Below are 20912 nucleotides of genomic sequence, written 5' to 3' on the forward strand. Positions count from 1 at the left end.
CCTAAAATTTAGGTGGTTTAAACATAACTAACTTCTTTCTTTTATAAATACTCTTCCGTTAACCCTTCTAAAAATTCTGTATATGAACCTGCTATTTTATGTATTTCTCCATCAGAATAAAAAACATAAATACCTCCTATCTCTTTTTCCTTAAAAGACATTGATATCCCGCCCGTCTTAGTCCTTCCTATAATCAAATGTTTTTCAGGATAAGAACTCAAATCATTTAACACATTATTTGTTTCAACAGTAGAACTTCCATTTTTAATTGGAAGCATATAAAACAACTCTATTTCATCATCCCATACACTAGGTTTATAATACACTTCATTTATTGGAGAGATTCCATTATACTCTAACATATTTATCTTATAATCTTCAGGTAACTTTATATTATAGAAATTTTCTATTTCTTCTAAATCTCTTATATCAAGTCTTGAACCTCCTTTTTGCTTAAACTTTACCATTTTTAATCTATTAAATTTAATAATACTTTCATTTGCTTATGACTCCCATATGTGTATACGTCTGTAAATGCAAATCATAAATAACTAATTGTAAAGAACTTTTCATATTAACATCTAAATCATCTAAATGATACCATGTATTACTAGCTTGTTTTATAACATTCTAAGCTGAGCATATTTTTAAAAAAGCCACCTAAATTTAGGTGGCTTTTTTAGATTTACTCTTTATTCATTTTCTTCAATAAACTTTTTAAAGTCTTTCATAAATAAAATAAATTCATCGTGAGACAATTCCAATCCAACTTTAGAAGGATCTTTTTCTCCATACCTTATGGAAATTTCATCGATTAAGAATACTCCATGCTCATTAGCATACAATGTTAAATCCTCATTAGCCCAAATATACTCATCCTCTTTTTTCTTCTCCTTACTTAATTCAATTTCATCAAGTATTATTTGAGCTTTTTTTGATGTCCAATCATGGCTACTTAATCTGCCTATTGCATAATTTTTTTCATCGTCAAGTTCAATAAAATAATATATTGATTTGTCAATATCTAACTTTTGAGTTTTAAAATTATAGTTCATATTATATTATATTATAGGGTAAGCATTCATTATGTTACCTGATTTATCTATTTCAATTCTTATTTTAAATCCACTAGTAGAAAGCCCTTCAAATTTATCAAACTTATCTGCATGCTGACTTGGTCTTTTATTTACACCTTTGATAAAAGTATTTTCATATACAAAAGCTATTTCTTCTTTTACCCTTTGTTCATTCCAATTTTTAGGAAACATAGATGATTCTGCTCGTTTTGAAAACACTTTTCCTCTCAAACTTTTGACTTTAATTCTAGCTTTAAAAGGGACATCATCTAATAAATTAGTGACATTACTAATACCAGGAGGGTGTGTAATACTTATTATTTCCAAAAACTTATTAATCCAATGTCCTCCTTGACCAAAAGTTCCAACATAAGAAATTTCTCTAAAAACAATTTTTATTGTTTCAACTGCAACATCTCCAGAAATATGATTAAATAAATTAACATCAAACTTATTAAAATACTTTTCTAAAGCAGCTTTTCTTAAGCTCTTCAACTTAGTTAATTCAACTAACTCATCCAAGTATTTTTTAACAACATCATCAGGCTTATCCTTAGACTTTACAAATAACTCCTTTAAGAATTCTTCAGCTTGACCTTGAGTTAACCCTTCTTTTAGTTTTTTATCATTATAATAAAAAGTATATAGCCCCTCTTCATTTTTCAACATAGAAACCCCAATATTATTCAGTTTTTTCCATGCATTTACTTTGAACAGCTTAAAAAGACTATTAGCGAATATCGAAAGAGGGTCTACCAAAGTATAGGTTACACTATCTATAACCAAAGCCTTAGCTTGCAGACCAGCAACAAACTCCTTCACCCACGTTTTTAGATCATCTAAATGTTTAGGAATATTTTTAACAAACTCGTCTAACTTCCTATACATTGCTAACACTACCTCAACCGTTAGCTCTGTTGTTTGTACTGTTTTTTTAACAACTACCTTCGCTAATTCTTTATAGGATTTTAATACAGCCCTAGTTGCCTTTGCAATATTAGCGGTTCCTCCAGTAGCAATAAACTGCACCACTTCAGAAGCAATAAATCCTACCAAAAATCCGGTATAATAGCCTAGTGCTCCAGGATCAATAGTAACACTTGTATTAGAAGCTTTTGTATACAAGCCTACTAATACTTGTGCTGTTGCTACTGGTAAGTATATTAGAAATTGCACCCAGGCTTTTAAGTTTTTTAGTGTAAACGTATTGAGCACTAAATCTATCAGGTTTTCAAAACCTTCTACCAACATACTAAAGTAGTGCCCTGGCTTTTCAAAGAACTTTGCTGACTGGATAATTCCATTCAAAACATCTACCAAAATAGCTAAAATATCGAAGATAGATTTGAAAAAATCAACAATACTGTTAAGCAGTCCTACCAACAATCCATTAACAAAATCATAGGAGTTTTGTAGCTTGTTCTTTACTCCATCAAAAAACTCTTTAAGAATACTGGGAATGTTTTGAAACAACTTTAAAATTCGTTCACTTTTAAAAGGAACTATTTTTTTAAACAACCAATGTTCATTGAGTTCTTTTGCAAAATCTACAATGGGTATTTCTAATGGTACTATACGTTCTTTGTATATTTTGCTTGCAAGTTCTTCGGACGAAAAGCCTTCATTGAAATTCAGTTTTGGCAACAAAGGGTTGTACTTTGGGTTTTCTTTTCCATCAACTTCTGTTTTCCAATAATCATCTCCTAGCTTAAAACCTTCTATTCCACTACTCACTTCTTTGAATATTTCTGAAACAGTTCCTAAAGTAGCATTTGCCGTCCAACGAATAATCCTACCTCCTCCCGAAGGCAACATAAAGTAAAACTTACTTTCTTTTTGCTTCTTGAGCTCTTCGGCAATCATGGTACTTAGTTCATTTGCAAGAACATCAACTCCATACGCTCTTGCTATTTCAGCAATTCGAGTTCTGTTTGTTTCTATAAGTGCTTTTACATTTGCTCCTTGCTTAATTCTAAACACCGTTCCAAACGCATTGGTACCCGAATTACGTTCAATAAAAATGACTACTTCATGTGCATTTACTTGCTGTATTGCTTCATAGGCTTGTAATAGTTGTGCTCCATCTTCTGAAATAAACACCGTAGTAAAAGCATCGTATTCAATACTTTTTTGGTTACTTTTGGGTTGTTTACCCACAAACACTTCATCTAAAAGTGCTGCGTTTTCTATTTTTACATAAAATCGTTCGTTAATTTTATAATAGGGCAATGCACCATCTATTAAAAAATCATTTAAAGCACTGATGTCATTATCGGTATCGTATTGTATTTTTTTTATTTCTCCTACTGGAGTTGGGTTTTCTTGAGTATAAAAATCTCCATACTCTCCAGACAATGTGCTATTCAAATGAATAAACCATTTATCAGCATCGTCATATCCTTTTTCTACTTCAAAATATAGGGTTTCACTAGGCAGTTCTGTTGCAATCTTATTTTGTGTTACATCTGAAAACACCACCAAGTCTTTAAAATTGGTTTTGTGTTTAAAGTGTTTTTTTCCATATATATGTGCATGCATTTTTTTTGTTTTTAAGGTTTATTAAAAACAAACCTTACCCTACTCTTCTCTTTAAATTCAAAGAGAAGAGGATGTATTTGTAATGTTATAAATGCAGAGGGAAGTCCTCTTTACGTTAAGTATTTCTAATAAGAGATTACTTTGCTAAGTTTGCACGACATTTCAAATCTTTGGGCAAGGGTTGCTGTATTGTGTGTAGAAAAATGTTCGTTTGAAAACATTTTTCTACAAAGGTTTACGCTACATTATTGGTTTCTCCAACAACATCATAATCTACACCATCTGGTCCATCACCAATTTTGTATGTACTTACATCAAATAAACCTTGTCCTTCACAATCGGGGTTACATGGTAAACCACCTTCTTTTAGCACTACAGAGTCTGCTTGCAATACAGTTAAAGCAGTAGGCACCCTTGTTTCCCAAGTTCCTTCAACTTCTCCTTCAATAGTTTGCATTTCTTCTGCAATTGACACATAAAGATCGTCATCCATATCGGTTACCATTCCTTGACCGTTCCAGATTTCTCCAGTTTTCATGTACCAGTTTACAGCTTCTTCAAATCCTGGACGTACTGGTACTACAGATCTTGCCATACCACTTTGCAAAAAGGCTTGAAAGATAGGATCACCACCTTCATTATACTTAAAATTCGCGTTCCAACCCGTGTCTTCTCCGTAGAAGTATGGATAAAATGTATAGGCCATAATTTCCCAATCGAAAGCTTGTTCAAAGAATTTTACCACTTCTGCATGTTTTTGAAATTCTGGTGTTCTTGCTACATACCTGAAATCTTTTTCTTTTCCATCTTCTTTATAATTATCGCGAGAAGCAACAACACTAAACGGTTTAGTCATTAAGTCAATAGCAATACGTTTTAACTCTCGTTTCTCTATATTTCTATTTAATTGAGAGCTTAACTCTTTCTTTTTCTGTTTTGACTCAGCTTCTGTTTCTTTAGATTTTATAAAATCATTATACGCCAACACTTGCTCATTATAAGCTTCCATAATGGCTTTATACGCTTCGTTTTCCCATTTTTTTAAGGCTTCTTGCGTTCTTATACATCTTACAACAACGTTAAAGTTTCCTGTTAATGAGTCAAAACTTGAAGCTGAAACAGCCAATGAATCTTTGATTTCTGAAAAACTTGCATCTGATTCAAAAGAAAAATCTCCATCTCCTCTAACTTCATTTTTCTGAAGGCTATTCCCTACTGCAATACGCAGTCTTCCTCCTACTCTTCCTGAGTCATGAGAATACAAGTTACCTATTACCTTAAAGTGTTTGGCAACATAGTTTTCTTCAATTTTAATTTCATCAGCCAAAACACTTCCTTCTTGACCTTTTAAATCTTGAAAATCTAATTTATAAGATTTAGAAATATATACATCCTCTTCAGGATAATCAAGATGTTCCACTCCATATCGAGCTAAAATATTTGCATAATTACCATAATTTAAATCAGAAGATTTTTTAATTTTTTCAGGTAACTCACTTGGATGAATCGGTTCTTTAGGAATGATTAATCCCTCAGGAGTAGTATCTTTATCTACTTTTAAATAAGATTCAATATAAAATTTTGCTGGCTCCGGTAAAGCAAACTCATACATTAAACGCTTACCATAGTTAATCAATTTGTTTTTATAAATCTTATCTACCCAACGATACACTCCAGTTACATGTTTATCTCCTTTACGGTTATCAAATCCATGTGTGTTATTTTCTTCAAACTCTCTTAAAATACGCGACGTACGTTTCGTACTAATTTTTTGCACTACACGCTCTAAAGCTCTTTCAGTTACTTCTTGCGCATATACTTGTGCTTGTGAATTAGAATTTGAGGTTGAATTTGACGAAGAGGTATTATAATTCATCCCTGAACCAAATCTATAATCTCCAAACTCAGCAGACACACTTGCATTTGCTCCAAAACTAGTAGCATTGTCGCTATTCACAATTGACGACGCTTCGTTTTGTAATTCATTACGCTCTGTAGAAGTAGTGTCGGTTAAATTTTCAACTTCTCTTTCTGATGTTTTCTCTGTAGTACTTTCAGATGATGTTAAACTCCTTGTAGAACGTTCTTTATATTCACGTGCCATGATATTTTCAATATGTGAAACTTCACCTGGTACATAACAACAAACTTCTTGCTCTACACGTCTAAAATCTGCAATTCCTAATTGAGATACTCCATACAACACCCCATCAGCAATAGTTTCTTCTACAACAGGAGCTCCAGCTTCATCCGAACCACCAGTGGAATCACCTGTAGAACCACCTGTATCTTGACTTACTTTTTTAGCAATTCCAGAATAATTACCATGATATCTAATTCGATTGGTAAAATCAGCAAAATAAATGTCATCATACTCAAGAATATCACCATATATAGACAACGGAGCATTAAACTTTAATTTTACATCATTACTCAAGGTTAATTCACCAGAGAACACATAATCTCCTAAACCAATCACCTTTCCTTCTGAGAAAAAGCGTAGATTCAATGTATTGTCATACTCTGAGATTTTTATAACCCCGGTTTCATTTATTTTTTCTCCTGTACTACTTACCAAGCTATACGTGGCTTGTTTAACATATGCATTCGTATATCCTACACGAAGACTCATAGATAGTGCACTTTTTCCACTTGCAAGAATAGGCTCTAACCTACCAGAATACGTATATGGTAATATTGATTTTGTAGGATTTACCGTAACCGTTGTTCCAGAAATGTTTACCTTTTGAGTTTCCTTTGGTGCTGCATCATACATTAATTGAGTATCTTTTTTAATTCTATCTCTTAATGCCGATTTTACCTCGCTAAAATTTTCATAAACACTAATTCCATTCGAGTTTAACAACTCCAAAGTTTTTGACGAATAGGCTCCCGGTACATCTCTTTTAATTTCGGTAGCACTTGTAAATTCAAATTTTGGTAATTGTAAATCTGGATACGTTTTTACTTCTTTAGAAAAACCTTCCTCGTTGATAATTCTTTGAATCTCTGGAGTTGCATCTTGCTTAATTTGATCAATAGTAGCATTATACGCTTTTAACTCTGTTTGATAACGCGACGCTTCTTCTTTGCTATACAAAAGCTCTGCTTGCGTTACTTCTTTTAAAGCAGTTTCATATAATTTAATTCTATCTTCAGCTAATGCAACTTCTAAACGTGAAGCTAAGTATTCTTTAGAGTCTTTAGACGGTTCAAAATCTTCATTTGCAAAATCCTTCAAGTCAGAAAGTAACACTTCCTTTGGAATAATAACACTTGCATTTGCTCTACGCTTAAATTCTTTTTCGTTTTCTTCAGTAAATACAATTTCCCCATCTGTTTCTTGGTTAAAACTACTCGTAAATAGATTAAATGCTTTTAAGAATTGATTGGCTACCAATAACTGAATTAAACGCTCTCTTACAGATACAGACTCTTTTTTAATGGTTTGATAAAATAAATTATCCCAAATAACACGTTCCTGATCTAAAGTAAGTGCTGCAGCATCAGAAAGGTTTGATTGAATACTCGCATAAGATAAACTTCCTTTATTACGCATTAACCAACCTGAAAAAACATACAATGCTTCATGCATGTTTTTTACTTCAACTCTGTTAGCAACTGGGGTAAAACCAGTATTAAAAGCTCCTTTTAATGCTGTTTTTCTTTCTTCTTCGGTAGTAGCCGTTTCAACTGCTTTAAAAGCTAAGCTTTCTGCTTTTTTACTTTCTGGAAAAGAAACAAATCCTGCTTCTTTATCTTCAATTAACTGTGGACTACGTAATGTAACAAACCTAAAAAGGTTTGATTTGATTGGTTTTTTACTCATTTCTTTTAAATTTTAATTAATTCTTAATCAAGCTCTTAAGAGCCCTGTTCGTTGCTTTTCTAACAGTTCTTTTTTCTTGATTTAATTTTTTATTCAATAAAATGTTTGAATAAACGAGTATAGATTTCAAAAAAATGAAGAAATTCAAGTTGAAATCTTAAAAACACAATCGCTAAAACTACACAAATGTTTGATTTTTAAAGTTTTTTCGTATATTAGCAATTCATTAACAATGCAAATATACAACATTTTACAATATAAACCAACAAAAGTTTAATTAATTTTGTGTTTTGTTTAAACAATAAGTTATTATGGGAATTTCAGAAAAAATAGCGGCAATTAGAGATCGATTCAACCTAAACAATTTTTCATTCTCAAAAAAAATTGGAGTCACCGGAACTACTGTAGACAGTATTATTAATGGGCGTCCTCAAAATGATGGTAGTAGAAAAAAGACGAAGCCTGGTTATGATGTTCTATCATCTATTATTAATGTTTTTGATATTAATCCAGACTATCTTTTTGGAAAGAGTGAGGTTATGTTAAAATCAGAAGCACCACAAAATCAAACATATTCTGGAGTACCTCAAGTGGTTGCTGTGAATAATTCAGGAAACGAAAATGTTGTATACGTTCCTATTCAGGCCAGAGCGGGGTATTTAAATGGTTATGGAGATGTTGGTTATATTGAACAACTGCCTTCTTTTCATATGCCTCATTTAAATAATGGCACCTATCGTTGTTTTGAAGTTCAAGGAAATTCTATGGTACGTACTTTTTTTGATGGTGATTTAGTTTTTGGTAAATACGTAGAAAACCTAAACGATATTAAAGACGGACGTGTATACATTATTGTGAGTAAAAATGATGGTATTGTTTTAAAACGCGTTATTAACCGTATTGAAGAACGCGGGAAACTAATTTTAAAAAGTGATAACAAAGACGGCAACTACCCTACTTACACTATAAATATTGAAGAAGTTATGGAAGTTTGGTACGTTACTATGTTTGCTTCTAAACAAATGCCAGAACCTGTTGATATTTACGACAGACTTCATGAGCTTGAAAGTAGAGTTATTGAACTACAAGAAAACTTATACCGACAACAAAATTAAGAAGGACTTTTCTTATGAAAAAAGCAGTTATTATTAGTTTTCTTTTAGTTAGTATTTCGTCTTTTTCACAAACTTCTTTTCAAAAGTTTAAAAAGCTTTCTCCTCCTAAACAATGGTGGGTAATTTGGCATCCATTAAAAGCTAAAAAAGCCTTAGCTATTTCTAAAGAAGCTAATAAAGTAGCCGACTCTATCAAGCGCTCTCCCTTATTAGACAAAGATGGTTCAGGCGGACAAGTAGATGCCTTTCGTCATGCATATTGGATGGCTCGCTTACGACAAGAAATAGGAGAAAACGCTGCAAGATCTTTAGGAAAAGCTCATGAAAAAGAGAATTACTTGACTTTTAAAGAGAACAAATTAGAAGATGGAGTTGTTCCTGATCAAATTTCTTCTGAAATGGACTTATTTAATAATGAGGTAGGTCTTTCTTTAACAAAAAAAGGAAGTAAAACTCCCAAACAAGGATTGATCTATAGAATTATTAACCTAATACACACTGGTGATTTAAAAGTTATTAAAAAAGATACTGAAGGAAACTTCTTGACTTGCGAAAATGAAAAAATTTCAAACACTTCTTTAAAAGGAAAGTGGGAAAACAATAAATGTTTGGTAAAATCTAATTACACACCACCAAATGATTAAGGTTTATTTTATTTCCGGCACTATGTGTACCATAGATTTATGGCAATTTGTTTTTCCTAATCTAAACAATATTGACCCTATTCATATTGACATTACTCCTGCAAAATCCTTTCAAGAAATCAATCAAATTATACTTTCTCATATTACAACTCCTTCAATTATCGTAGGGTTCTCTTTAGGTGGATTTTCTGCAATGAATTTTGCAACTCATTATCCAGAAAAAGTAAAAAAACTAATCGTTGTTGCAGCCAATACAAATGGATTAAACGAAAAGGAAATTCAACTTAGAAATAGTACTATAGATTTTTTAGAAAAGCATACTTACAAAGGAATTTCCCAAACAAGAATTCATCAATTTTTGCATCCTAGTAATCATCAGCATATAGAAATTACCAATGTTATCAGAAAAATGGATGCTGATTTAGGTAAAGAAATTCTTATTCGCCAACTAAAAGCTACTTCAAAAAGAGTTGATATTACAACCACTGTTCTTCAATTACAAACACCAATACTTTTTATAGCCGCTGAGAATGATGTTTTAGTAAAATATTCTGAAATAAAATTAATTGCCAAAAGTTCAAAAAAAGGAATGTTTATCAATTTTAAAAACTGTGGACATATGATTCCTTTAGAAAAAGGAAAAGAGCTATCAGTAATTATAAATCAATCACTTACTTAATTCTTCTTCTTTTATTTTCTTCAAGTGTATCTCTATAAAAAGTACACTTTTACATTTGTTCCTTACGTTTATGAATTCACGTTATTTAGAGCGTTTTTATTCAATTAATTTGAGAAACTTTAAAATTATTAATCATGTTAAAAGGTATTTTAAATCTTGACAATGTCCAAGCATTAACTAGAAATGAACAACAAGAAATTGCAGGAGGAAGAAGAAGTTTAGCTGCTTCTTTTAACTGTTATTGTGGATTCGTAAATAGTGAAGGAATAGACCAAACTGTTTTTACTGTTTCTGCTGATTCAATTATAGATGCTCTAAACGAAGCAGGTAGTGGCTGCGGAGGATGGGGAGCTACTTGTTCTGGAGTACAGTAAAGTAAAGCCTTAAAACAAACTCTTTTTTTTTTAGAAAAAAGAGTTTGTTTTTAAACACTTTCAAATCTCAATTCTTGATTTATTTCATTACTTTTAAGGAAAATAACTCGTCTTTTTATGAAAAATTTATTTCTGTTATTTTCTCTATCAATCCTTCTTTGCTGCAAAAACAACACTACACAATTTGATAACGCTAAAAATTGTGTTGAGGTAATCATGAAAAAAGACGATTCACTAGGAAGTATTAGAAACCATGATAGTAAGAATATATCTCTTAGTAAAACGATAGATAAATACACCCTTTCTGTAGAAAATTTAAACTTCCAAAATTGCTCTAAAAACTTTAAAACCGCTTTTCAAAATCACCTTTCTGCTTGGAAAAACATGAAGCAAGTAACCGATAATCACCCTCATTTAAGAGGTGAAATGCATGCTTTGTTTGATTCTATCAAAAAAACAAACGATAGTTTAGCTTTTTCTAATAAGCTAGACGCAATTTTTAATACATGGAAAGAAGTTGAAATTGCTAAAGAACCATTTAAAGTCTCAGAATAAATCTTTTGTCTAATCATCATTTTTGTTTTAGCTTGGCGGCCAAAACAAATTCTATGAAAAAGATTACACTTCTTTATTTATTTTTAATACTTATCTCTTGTTCAAGCAACGAGGAAGATAAAATTTCGACCAACAAAACATATGAGGGCTCGGTTCTTTTAACTAGCCAACAACAAGTTAATGAGTTTGGTAAAGAAAAGTTCACAATTATTAATGGTGACTTAGATATCATGAATGACCCAAGTCATTGGAATACTAAGACCACATCTGATATTTACGACCTATCTTCATTGAACACTATAGAGAAAATAAATGGTCACCTTAATATTAAAGAAAATAATCACTTAAAAAACTTAAATGGGTTAAATTCTATTCAAGAGATACAAGGTGTTTTAGGTATTTCTTACAATAATAGTTTAGCAAATATAAATGGGTTAAATAGTTTACAAAAAATTGGAAGTAATTTAGCTATTAGTAGAAACACTTTTATAAACAGTTTTTCTGGTTTAAACAACTTGTCTGAAATAGGAGGTACTTTAAAAGTTTTCGACAACAAATCTCTCAAAAGTTTAAATGGTCTGGAAAACCTAACATCAATCGGTTTTGATCTCTATATTGAAGATAACTCAAAGCTAAATACTATATCGGGCATATCTAATTTATCAAATATTGGAAGAGGTATCGATATAAGAGATAATGATGAATTAACAACTTTAACGGGCTTAGAAAAAATTACTCAAATTCAAAATTTATATATTGGATTTAATCTTGGTCTTCAAAATCTTAGTGGGCTTAAAAATCTAAAAAAAGTAAAAAACAGTTTTAGTTTAGTAGAGAACAATAGTATCTCAAACCTAATTGATCTAAGATCACTTGAAAGTCTTGGTGGTTATTTTCAAATAGTGAGAAACCCTTCATTAGTTGATATTAATTTCTTCAAACAGATCACATTTGAAAAAAGCAGCTCAGCAAAAGTTGTAGGAAACGATCTTTTAAACACCATAAACGGTCTCAAACTATTAGCTGTCGCTAACAACTTAGAAATTATAAACAATCCAAAATTACAAAACATAGACGGTTTAAAAACCCTTGCTTCTGTAGGTGAAAGCATTAAAATACAAAACAACGAGACCTTAGAGAATTTAGAAGGCTTAGAAAACTTAAGCTCGGTTGAACAGTTTTATCTTTTTAATACTAAAATTAGCAGTTTAAATGGGTTAGAAAAATTAAACAATGTAAAATATCAACTCCATATTTCTTCTAATCTTTTTTTAAAAGATTTTTGTAGTATAACAAATTTGGTTAAAAATGGTGTTTTAGGCGACTATATAACGTCAGAAAACTTAATAAACCCGACTAAAAATGATATAATAAATGGAAAATGTAACTAATAATTAGATCAGTTCTATTTATACCCATTCTAAATATTTAACAAAATAATTCTCAAAGTTTGTGCAAGTAGTGTGTAGCCATTAAATTTGTGCTTATTATTTAATCAATAAACAAAATAATGGGATTATTAAAATCTTCTATCGGAAGAAAATTTGCCATGGCACTTTCGGCATTTTTCTTAATGTTCTTCTTACTACAGCATTTTGCAATCAATTTAACATCTATTTTTCCTGATAACGGTGAAACTTTCAACAAGTTATCTCACTTTATGGGAACAAATCCATTGATTCAATATGTAATGCAACCTGTATTAATTTTTGGTGTAGTATTCCACTTTGTAATGGGATTCATTTTAGAAATTAAAAACAACAGTGCACGTCAAGTAAAATATGCTAAAAACAATGGAGCTGCTAATTCTTCTTGGATGAGTAGAAACATGATTTTTAGTGGTGCAGCTATCTTAGCTTTTATTGTATTACACTTTATTGATTTTTGGTTTCCTGAAATCAACACTAAGTTTATCCAAGGAGACTGGAGTGGTATGCACGATGGAGAGTTTAGATATTTCCACGAATTACAACATAAGTTTTTAAGTCCGATTAGAGTGGGTGCATACGTAGTTGCTTTTGTATTCTTAGCATTGCACTTATTACACGGATTTAATTCTGCATTCCAATCAGTTGGAGCTAACAACAAATACACAAACGGTTTAAAAACTTTTGGTAAAGTTTACGCAATTGGTATTCCTGTAGGGTTTATCATTATTGCATTATTTCACCATTTTAACCACTAATAAAACCACTTAATAATATGGCAATTTTAGATTCAAAAGTACCAAAAGGTCCATTAAAAGATAAGTGGACAACTTATAAAGATAAAATCAACTTAGTTAACCCTGCTAACAAGCGTTTAATTGACGTTATTGTAGTAGGTACAGGTTTGGCAGGAGGTTCTGCTGCTGCTACTTTAGCTGAGTTAGGATATAATGTAAAAGCATTTGCTTATCAAGATTCTCCACGTCGTGCACACTCAATTGCAGCACAAGGGGGAATTAACGCAGCTAAAAACTATCAAGGAGATGGAGATTCTAAATACCGTTTATTTTATGATACGGTAAAAGGAGGTGACTACCGTTCTCGTGAAGCAAACGTTTATCGTTTAGCTGAGGTATCTGCAAATATTATCGACCAATGTGTAGCGCAAGGTGTTCCTTTTGCTCGTGACTATGGTGGTTTATTAGATAACCGTTCTTTTGGAGGGGTATTAGTATCTCGTACATTTTATGCCAAAGGACAAACTGGTCAGCAGTTATTATTAGGAGCATATTCTGCAATGAACCGTCAAATTGCTCGTGGTAAGATTGAAATGTTCAATCGTCACGAAATGTTAGATGTTGTTATTGTTGATGGTAAAGCTCGTGGTATTATTGCTCGTAACATGGTTACTGGTGAAATTGAGCGTCATTCTGCTCACGCAGTTGTAATTGCTTCAGGAGGATATGGAAATGTATATTTCTTATCAACAAACGCAATGGGTTCTAATGCTACTGCTGCTTGGAAGATTCATAAAAAAGGAGCATTTTTTGCAAACCCATGTTTTACACAAATTCACCCAACATGTATTCCACGTTCTGGAGATTATCAGTCTAAATTAACCTTAATGTCTGAATCATTACGTAATGATGGACGTATTTGGGTTCCAAAGAAAATGGAAGATGTTTTAGCAATTAGAGAAGGTAAATTAAAGCCTACTGAAATTGCTGAGGAAGATAGAGATTACTACTTAGAGCGTCGATACCCTGCATTTGGTAACTTAGTACCTCGTGATGTTGCTTCTCGTGCAGCAAAAGAGCGTTGTGATGCTGGATTCGGAGTTAATGCTACCGGTGAAGCTGTTTATTTAGATTTTAAATCAGCTATTGAGCGTTACGGAAAAGAGCAATCTAAATTAAAAGGAAACGACAACCCAACACATGCTGAAATTTTAGCTGAAGGAGAACAGGTTGTTGAAAATAAATATGGAAACTTATTCCAAATGTACGAGAAGATCGTAGATCAAAACCCGTACAAAACTCCAATGATGATTTATCCTGCAACTCACTATACCATGGGAGGAATTTGGGTAGATTATAACTTAATGACTACAATTCCTGGTTGTTATGCTATTGGTGAAGCAAACTTCTCTGATCACGGTGCTAACCGTTTAGGAGCTTCTGCTTTAATGCAAGGTTTAGCAGATGGATACTTTGTATTACCATATACTATTGGAGATTATTTAGCAGACGATATTCGTACAGGAGCTATTTCTACTGAAACAAAAGAATTTGATGAGGCTGAAAAAGCGGTACAAGATCGTATTGATTTCTTTATCAATAACCAAGGAACTCATTCTGTAGATTACTACCACAAGAAGTTAGGAAAAATTATGTGGGAGAAATGTGGAATGGCTCGTAACGAAAAAGGTTTAAAAGAAGCCATGGCTGAAATTAAAGCGTTACGTGAAGATTTCTGGAAAAACGTTACTGTACCAGGTGAAGCTAACGAAATGAACCCAGAACTAGAAAAAGCAGGTCGTGTAGCTGATTTCTTAGAATTAGGAGAGTTATTTGCACGTGATGCACTAGACAGAACAGAATCTTGTGGAGGTCACTTTAGAGAGGAATCTGTAGAATTAGATGGACCACAAAAAGGAGAGGCAAAACGTGATGATGAAAACTTTACGTATGTTTCTGCTTGGGAGTATAAAGGAGAGCCTGCAGATGCTGTTTTACACAAAGAAGATTTAGAGTTTAACGATATTGAATTAAAACAACGTTCATACAAATAAGAAGAGGATTATGAATATGAATTTAACACTTAAAATTTGGCGTCAGAAAAACGCAAGTGATAAAGGAAAAATGGTCGAGTATAAAGTGACCGATATTTCTGAACATATGTCCTTCTTAGAAATGTTGGATGTATTAAATGAACAGTTAATTGCTAAAGGTGAAGAGCCAGTAGCTTTTGACCATGACTGTCGTGAAGGTATTTGTGGAATGTGTTCATTATATATTAATGGTGAAGCTCACGGGCCAGATAGAGGAGTAACTACTTGTCAGTTACATATGCGTATGTTTAACAACGGTGATACTATTTATATTGAGCCATTTAGAGCGAAAGCTTTCCCAGTGGTTAAAGATTTAGTAGTAGATCGTTCTGCTTTCGATAGAATACAACATGCTGGTGGATATGTATCTGTAAATACGTCAGGTAATACACAAGATGCAAATGCAATTCCTATTAATAAAGAAAATGCAGATAAAGCTTTTGATGCTGCAACTTGTATTGGATGTGGAGCATGTGTTGCTACATGTAAAAACTCATCGGCTATGTTATTTGTTGGTGCAAAAGTATCTCAATATGCTTTGTTACCACAAGGACAAGTAGAAGCTACAGAGCGTGTTCAAAACATGGTAGCTCAAATGGATTTAGAAGGTTTTGGTAACTGTACCAACACTGGAGCATGTGAAATTGAATGTCCGAAAGGAATTTCTTTAGAAAACATTGCTCGAATGAATTCAGAGTTCTTAAAATCAAGTTTAAAAGGATAATACATTATCTTTAATATCATATTATAAAAAAGGCTAGGTTGAACCTAGCCTTTTTTTATTAACGTTTATACTTAATTTTCATACACTTATGGTTGTCCGTAATAAAATTAAGTTCAAACTACATATTTTTGCCACCATTGGTTTTTAAGATTAAAAGTCTGGGGGGACGGAATCTATAAAAACTAAAAGTTAACTACTATTAACTTATTACGAGCGTATGCATACTAGTATGTATGCGCTTTTTTTATTTATTCTACTGTAACAAAAATCATCAGAAGATTACTTATATTGTAGGAGTAATCTATTTAAAAAAAATCAAATGGGAATTTTCGATGAAATTAAAAAGAAACTAAGCCACGAATTTATAGATATAATTGAGTGGTTAGATAATACTAACGACACCCTTGTACATCGTTTTGAACGTTATCAAAATGAAATTAAAAATGGGGCTCAATTAATTGTTAGAGAAGGTCAAATGGCCGTTTTCATTAATGAAGGTCAGTTAGCTGATGTTTTCAGCCCAGGTACTTATACATTAAACACACAAAACTTACCAATTTTAGCAACACTTAAAGGTTGGAAATATGGATTTAATAGTCCATTTAAAGCTGAGGTTTATTTTGTGAGTACTCGTTTATTTACAGATGAAAAATGGGGTACAAAAAATCCAATAACCTTAAATGATGAGCGTTTTGGGTTTGTTGAAATCAGAGCTTTTGGTACCTATGCTTTTAAAATTAATGATCCGGGTAAGTTTATAAAAGATGTAGTGGGTACAGATAGTAACTTTACCAACTATGAAATTAACGAACATTTAAAAAGTTTAATATCTACAAGATTTACAGATACTATTGGTGAAGCTAATTTACCTATTGAATTATATGCTGCTAATACCAATGAATTATCTGAAACTTGTTTAGAAGTAATGAATCCTGAGTTTAACTCAGTTGGTATTTCTTTAGAAAAATTCTACATCGAAAATGTTTCGATGCCTGAAGAACTTAAAAAGGAAATTTTCGAATATAGTAGACTTAATAAACTAGATCTTGATAAGCTAGCTAAATTTAAGGCTGCAAAAGCTATGGAAGTTGCCGCTGCTAATGAATCTGGTGCAGCAGGCGCTGGAATGGGAATGGGAATGGGATTTGCCATGGCACAACAAATGGGAACTTTATTCAACCAACAAACTCAAGCAACAACTACAAATCAAGCTGTTTCTGGGGGTGGAGCTACTCCTCCGCCATTACCAAACCAACCACAATATTTTTATGCGGTTAACGGACAACAAGCTGGTCCTGTAAATTATGAAGCATTGAAAGGATTGTTTGCAGGGGGAAGTATTAATGCTGAAACTTTAGTTTGGAAGCAAGGAATGGCCAATTGGGCTAGTTTACAAAGTGTACCTGAATTACAAAATTTATTAGGCTCTGTTCCTCCACCATTACCAAACAATTAAAATTAAAACTACAAACTAACCTTGCCTATTACTTTAGCAGTAATAGGTAGGTTTTATATGTTTCTAACATCAATGAATCAAGAAACAATACAACATTCTGAGCAAAAAAAATCATGTATTAATTGCGGTGCAGAACTTTTATACAAACCAGGTTCTTCTGAAATTAAATGTGATTATTGCGGTCATGAAGAAACTATAGAAAAAGCTATTTCTGAATTTGAAGAGCTAGAGCTCTATCCTTATTTAGAAAAAATGGGGGCACAATCTCATACTGAAAAAATAAGTATGCTTCATTGTAAATCCTGCGGAGCAAATCAGCATGTTGAGGAAAATTATAAATCTTTACACTGTGTATATTGTAGTCAACCTTTAGTTGTTGAAGATACCTATCATGAAGATTGGATTTTACCTGGTGCTGTACTTCCTTTTCAACTAACTCATAAAAAATCACATGAAATTTTTAGAAGATGGGTTAAAGGATTGTGGTTTGCTCCCAATAAACTTCAAAAAGCAGCATTAGATCCTGAAAAAACCAAGGGATTATATGTTCCTTATTGGACTTTTGACGCAGAGTTATTTGCAAATTATAGAGGGCAACGAGGAGATTACTATTATGTTACAGAGAGCTATAATACTGTCGAAAATGGAAAAACAGTGAGGAGAACTCGTCAAGTTCAAAAAACTAGGTGGACACCAGCTTCAGGGACTATTAGTGGTTTTGTTGATGATACTCTTGTCAGCGCTTCTAAGCAAAGAAAGAACTCTTTACCTCATTCTATAGCTCGTTGGGATTTAAATTCTTTAGAAACCTTTAATTCAAAATATTTAGCAGGATTTGTTACCGAAAAATACACCTTGCCTTTAGAAGATGGGCATTTAAAGTCTAAGAAAGAAGCTGAAAAGATTGCCCATAATTGGGCCTGTAGAGATATAGGAGGAGACACACAACGTGTTAGTAGTTTAAAAATGAAACTTTCAGAAGAAACATTTAAACATATTTTACTACCTGTATATATCTCTTCTTATGTGTATAATAATAAAAAGTATAATTTTTATGTAAATGGTCAAACTGGAGTTATTTCAGGAAACAGACCTTATTCTTTTTGGAAGATTTTCTTTACAGTTCTATTAGCAATTTCAATTATAGCTATTATTGCTTTGGTTTCTCAACAATAAAAAACAAATACTCCCGAATTATATCTCGGGAGTATTTATCACATTAGTTAGTTAGCTGCTACTAATGATTTTTCTACAAACCCTTTTATTTTTAAAGCTTTTCTCTTTGCTTTCGCATTTGACATTACCGTAAACATCTTTGAAAAACCTCCTATTCTTTTGGTATCATAAGACACTTCTATTTTTCCTTTTTTCCCTGGCATAATAGGTTGTGTTGGTGTTTTAGAAACCGCACATCCACAGGTAGAAATTACTTGTTTGATAATTAAAGGCTCCTCTCCAATATTGGTAAATTCAAATACTCTTTTTCCTTCAGTTCCTTGAACTACTTTACCGTAATCGATGGTTTCTTTTTCAAATTTAAATTCTTGTGCGTTTACCATTCCTATGGTAAAAACAGCTACTAAAAAGGTAATAATTGTTCTCATATTATTTTGATTTAATTAATTCTGTTTCTTTTTTAATAGAAGCGATGATATCTAAAACTTCTGTTTGTTTTGAATTTAAGGCTAATACTTGTCCGTAATTTTTTATAGCTTCCTCATACATTTTTGCCTTGTGAAGCGCTTCTGCATAGCTATCAAAAACATTGTATTTATATGGATACATTTTAGTATTCAACTCAAAAACAACCAATGCTTTTTCTAGTTGATTAGAGCGCAATAACTTATATCCGTAGGTATTTAACTCTCTACTTCCTTTAGTATATTCAGCTAAATATGAGACATAGGTATTAAGGTTCTTTTTAAGCTCTTCAAGTCCTTTCTCTTTTATAAGCTTATCTAAGAAGAATACCACTCCGTAGTTTGGAGTATATTTTTCTCCTTTGACAATAGCAAGCATATCTCTTTCAAAATCTTGTTTTGGATATTCTACGATTCGTGCTACTTCTTTATCTCCTTTGTAAAAAATAAATGTTGGTACTCTATGTATATTTAACCCTTTCTCTTCTCCATTTGGTGATGTTTTATACGCTTCTGGTTTTCTATCTACTGCAATGGCCTCAACCGTATTAAAATCAACTTTAGCTTTATCTAACACTTTATAAAATCTAGGTAGTTCTCTTTTACTATCACCGCACCAACTACCGTAAAAAACTTTTATTTTATAATCTTTTAGTGGTGCTTTCAATTCTTTAATAACATTGTTGTTTGTTATATAAGCATCATAATTTTTTTGATACCATTCGAAGTTTTTGTTTTCAAATGCTTTTTTATTTGTCTTGCCCAAAAGCATCAACTTTCCCTTGCCATATGTTACTGTTTGATTTATTTCTTGGGCAAATAATATTTGTGTTAACAGAAATAAACAGCATATAAACTTTACTTTCATTTGGTTTGTTTTCCTACGAAACTATTACTTAAGTTGTTTCTTAAAAAACAATCTTTACAAGCTTAAAAAAAGTATGTATCAACTACATTTTGTAACGTACCAACTGCATTTTGTACAAAGAATATTGCATTTTGTACTTGGCGTTTGAGCTTTTAACATTAATTATTTACTTTCAACCTATGAAAACACTTATAAATCGAAAAAACATCACACAGTTCCTAATTCATATCTTATTTTGGGGGTTATTCGTTTTCGTTTCTCTTTTTGTTTTCACCAACTTTTATTGGGCGGCTAACCCTTTTTTACAGTATATTTTTTTATTACTGTTTATTGTTTATTTCAATTACTTTATCCTTCTTCCTTTTTTCGTTAAAAAGAAATGGTACTTCCTATACAGTATATTGTTTATTGTTATTTCATTTTTTGCAACGCAATTGTATTGTAACGTTTTTGCTCGTTGTGGATGTTCCATTATGAAATGTTTGAGCGATTATTTATGGCAAACCTTAGTGCCTTTACTTTTTTTCTCTTTTTTATGGATGTTGTTTAAGTATATAGATGAACAAGAAAAAGTTGAAAAAGCCAATCAAGAAAGAACCGAAATGGAGTTAAAGTTCTTAAAATCTCAAATAAATCCGCATGTATTACTAAACAATTTAAACACGATTTACGCCTACTCTATTGACAAACCTAGTCAAACCCCCGATTTAATCTTAAAACTGTCTGAAAACCTAAAACATGTGCTGTATGAGACAAATGCAAACAAGGTTTTACTAGAAAAAGAATTGAACTTTATTGAAAACTATATCGAGTTTCAAAGAATAAGAACTCAAGGGATTAAAAAGGTTAAGTATACTGCTACTACAGACGACAAAAATTATAGCATTGCACCATTACTTTTAATTACTATAATTGAAAATGCTTTTAAACATAGCTCAGTTCATAGTGAGATACATATAAACATTGAAGTTGTTAATGGGGTATTGACTTTAAAATGTACTAATCTATTCGATCCAAATAAAACACAAAACTCAGATACCATTGGTTTAAAGAATTTGAAAAAAAGGCTTTTGTTAATTTATCCAGATCAGCATGAACTACAATTAAACGAAAAGGATAATCTATTCTCTGTTTTATTAAACCTACACTTAAATTAG

18 protein-coding genes are annotated in these 20912 nt (G+C 31.9%); 12 read left to right on the forward strand and 6 right to left on the reverse strand.

The window, feature by feature from the left end:
• Positions 1 to 41: 41 nt before the first annotated feature.
• The 4 genes from Q0873_RS07470 to Q0873_RS07485 form a co-directional block, all read right to left on the reverse strand.
• Complete coding sequence (locus tag Q0873_RS07470; RefSeq protein WP_299105590.1) at positions 42 to 467, reverse strand: SMI1/KNR4 family protein; 426 nt, start codon at positions 465 to 467, stop codon at positions 42 to 44.
• Positions 468 to 692: 225 nt separating this feature from the next.
• Entirely contained in the window at positions 693 to 1055 is a 363-nt protein-coding gene (locus Q0873_RS07475; protein WP_299105592.1) for a hypothetical protein, read from the reverse strand.
• 6 nt (positions 1056 to 1061) lie between these two features.
• Positions 1062 to 3614, reverse strand: a complete 2553-nt coding sequence (locus Q0873_RS07480) for an EndoU domain-containing protein (RefSeq protein WP_299105594.1) — start codon at positions 3612 to 3614, stop codon at positions 1062 to 1064.
• Between the two features lie 235 nt (positions 3615 to 3849).
• Positions 3850 to 7443 (reverse strand): hypothetical protein, encoded by a 3594-nt coding sequence (locus Q0873_RS07485; RefSeq protein ID WP_299105596.1) that lies wholly within the window; start codon positions 7441 to 7443, stop codon positions 3850 to 3852.
• A gap of 311 nt (positions 7444 to 7754) precedes the next feature.
• On the opposite strand from Q0873_RS07485, the gene Q0873_RS07490 reads away from it, so the two are divergent.
• From Q0873_RS07490 to Q0873_RS07540, 11 genes are all read left to right on the forward strand, one after another.
• Complete coding sequence (locus Q0873_RS07490; protein ID WP_299105597.1) at positions 7755 to 8558, forward strand: S24 family peptidase; 804 nt, start codon at positions 7755 to 7757, stop codon at positions 8556 to 8558.
• Positions 8559 to 8572: 14 nt separating this feature from the next.
• Positions 8573 to 9202 carry a hypothetical protein gene (locus Q0873_RS07495; RefSeq protein ID WP_299105599.1) on the forward strand — a complete coding sequence of 210 codons (630 nt, stop codon included), beginning with the start codon at positions 8573 to 8575 and terminating at the stop codon, positions 9200 to 9202.
• Positions 9203 to 9224: 22 nt separating this feature from the next.
• Positions 9225 to 9881 (forward strand): alpha/beta hydrolase, encoded by a 657-nt coding sequence (locus Q0873_RS07500; RefSeq protein ID WP_299105601.1) that lies wholly within the window; start codon positions 9225 to 9227, stop codon positions 9879 to 9881.
• A gap of 134 nt (positions 9882 to 10015) precedes the next feature.
• Entirely contained in the window at positions 10016 to 10255 is a 240-nt protein-coding gene (locus tag Q0873_RS07505) for a hypothetical protein (RefSeq protein ID WP_299105603.1), read from the forward strand.
• Between the two features lie 117 nt (positions 10256 to 10372).
• Positions 10373 to 10810 carry a hypothetical protein gene (locus Q0873_RS07510; protein ID WP_299105605.1) on the forward strand — a complete coding sequence of 146 codons (438 nt, stop codon included), beginning with the start codon at positions 10373 to 10375 and terminating at the stop codon, positions 10808 to 10810.
• A gap of 53 nt (positions 10811 to 10863) precedes the next feature.
• The gene (locus tag Q0873_RS07515) at positions 10864 to 12201 is read left to right on the forward strand and encodes a hypothetical protein (protein ID WP_299105608.1); all 1338 of its coding nucleotides are present in this window, start codon (positions 10864 to 10866) and stop codon (positions 12199 to 12201) included.
• Positions 12202 to 12317: 116 nt separating this feature from the next.
• Entirely contained in the window at positions 12318 to 12995 is a 678-nt protein-coding gene (locus Q0873_RS07520; protein WP_299105943.1) for a succinate dehydrogenase cytochrome b subunit, read from the forward strand.
• 17 nt (positions 12996 to 13012) lie between these two features.
• The gene (locus Q0873_RS07525) at positions 13013 to 15028 is read left to right on the forward strand and encodes a fumarate reductase/succinate dehydrogenase flavoprotein subunit (protein WP_299105610.1); all 2016 of its coding nucleotides are present in this window, start codon (positions 13013 to 13015) and stop codon (positions 15026 to 15028) included.
• A gap of 16 nt (positions 15029 to 15044) precedes the next feature.
• Positions 15045 to 15791, forward strand: a complete 747-nt coding sequence (locus tag Q0873_RS07530; protein ID WP_299105944.1) for a succinate dehydrogenase/fumarate reductase iron-sulfur subunit — start codon at positions 15045 to 15047, stop codon at positions 15789 to 15791.
• Positions 15792 to 16110: 319 nt separating this feature from the next.
• Positions 16111 to 17247, forward strand: coding sequence for an SPFH domain-containing protein (locus Q0873_RS07535; protein WP_299105612.1), 1137 nt, complete (start codon positions 16111 to 16113; stop codon positions 17245 to 17247).
• Between the two features lie 72 nt (positions 17248 to 17319).
• The gene (locus Q0873_RS07540) at positions 17320 to 18423 is read left to right on the forward strand and encodes a DNA helicase PriA (protein ID WP_299105615.1); all 1104 of its coding nucleotides are present in this window, start codon (positions 17320 to 17322) and stop codon (positions 18421 to 18423) included.
• A 47-nt stretch (positions 18424 to 18470) separates the two neighbouring features.
• Here Q0873_RS07540 and Q0873_RS07545 read toward each other — a convergent pair whose 3' ends face one another.
• Positions 18471 to 18851: a DUF1573 domain-containing protein gene (locus tag Q0873_RS07545; RefSeq protein WP_299105617.1), complete on the reverse strand. Its 381-nt coding sequence runs from the start codon at positions 18849 to 18851 to the stop codon at positions 18471 to 18473.
• Position 18852: 1 nt separating this feature from the next.
• The gene (locus tag Q0873_RS07550) at positions 18853 to 19755 is read right to left on the reverse strand and encodes a thioredoxin family protein (protein WP_299105619.1); all 903 of its coding nucleotides are present in this window, start codon (positions 19753 to 19755) and stop codon (positions 18853 to 18855) included.
• Between the two features lie 482 nt (positions 19756 to 20237).
• Between Q0873_RS07550 and Q0873_RS07555 the strand changes: the two genes are divergently transcribed.
• Positions 20238 to 20912 (forward strand): sensor histidine kinase, encoded by a 675-nt coding sequence (locus Q0873_RS07555; RefSeq protein ID WP_299105621.1) that lies wholly within the window; start codon positions 20238 to 20240, stop codon positions 20910 to 20912.

This window comes from uncultured Tenacibaculum sp. (assembly GCF_947498805.1).
In the GTDB taxonomy this organism is placed as follows: Bacteria; Bacteroidota; Bacteroidia; order Flavobacteriales; family Flavobacteriaceae; genus Polaribacter.